This window comes from Catenuloplanes japonicus (assembly GCF_000717135.1).
Lineage (GTDB): Bacteria > Actinomycetota > Actinomycetes > Mycobacteriales > Micromonosporaceae > Catenuloplanes > Catenuloplanes japonicus.
On sequence record NZ_JNXY01000081.1, the window covers coordinates 1 to 1,214 of the forward strand.

1 protein-coding gene is annotated in these 1,214 nt (G+C 67.8%); it reads left to right on the forward strand.

Annotated features, from left to right (window positions below; translation table 11 throughout):
• Positions 1-106: 106 nt before the first annotated feature.
• Complete coding sequence (locus OP04_RS48060) at positions 107-1,171, forward strand: IS110 family RNA-guided transposase (protein WP_232324035.1); 1,065 nt, start codon at positions 107-109, stop codon at positions 1,169-1,171.
• Positions 1,172-1,214 lie beyond the last annotated feature (43 nt).

Genomic DNA, 1,214 nt, shown 5'->3' on the forward strand with positions numbered 1-1,214 from the left:
CTTTACTGTCTTGTCCTGCCGTGCCCGGCTGGTGCGTGTCTGCCCTGTGTGCCCGGTGTGAGTGGACAGAGGGATGGACGGTTCAACGATGTCACAGTCAGGTGTGGTGGTCACGGTTGTCGAGGTGACGGGGGGTGTGGATACGCATCGTGACACGCATACGGTCGCGGCGGTCGACGGGGCGGGGCGGATGCTCGGGCATGCGCAGTTCGAGGCGACACCGGTCGGGTATGTGCTGCTGCTGGGGTGGTTGCGGGCGTGGGGGAGTGTGGTGCTGATCGGTGTCGAGGGCACCGGCGCTTATGGTGCGGGCCTGACCCGGTATCTGCGTGGTGAGGGTGTCGCGCTGGTCGAGGTCGACCGGCCGGACCGCAGGACCCGCCGTGGTCAGGGTAAGAGTGATCCGGTTGATGCGGAGGCGGCGGCGAGGACGGCGCTGGCGGGCCGGCGGGCCGGGACGCCGAAGGAGCGGGACGGGCGGGTCGAGGCGTTACGGAATCTGCGTGTTGCCCGGCGTAGTGCGGTCACGTTCCGTGCGGATGTGCAGCGGCAGATGAAGGCGTTGATCGTTACCGCTGCCGAGCCCGTGCGGGGGAAACTGCGCGGGTTGGGCGTTCCTGCCCTGGTCAGGGCTTGCGCGGCAGCGGATACGGATCGTGACCGGTGCGGCGATCCGGATGCGGCGGTCATGATCGCGTTGCGGAGTCTCGCCCTCCGGCATCAGCACCTGACCGCGGAGATCAAGGACTTGGACGAACTGATCACGCCGTTGGTCACCGCGATCAACCCGCGGCTGATCGCCGCGTACGGTGTCGGGCCGGACGTCGCCGCGCAACTGCTGATCACCGCCGGGGGCAATCCCGGCCGGCTGCGCAGCGAGGCCGCGTTCGCGATGCTCTGCGGCGCCGCGCCACTGCCCGCCTCGTCCGGGCGCACCCACCGCCACCGCCTCAACCGCGGCGGGGACCGTGACGCGAACAACGCGCTCTGGTGGATCGCGATCACCCGGATGGGCCGCGACCCGAGAACCCGCGCCTACGTGGAGAAACGCACCAAAGACGGTCTCAGCAAACCCGAGATCCTTCGATGCTTGAAACGCTACATAGCCCGCGACATCTACCACCTCCTCATGCCACCAAAAGATCTTGAAAACACCCCTGGACAAACATAGGAGCATCGCTCCGCTTCGGCCCGCCGATCGGAGCCGGTTCCGC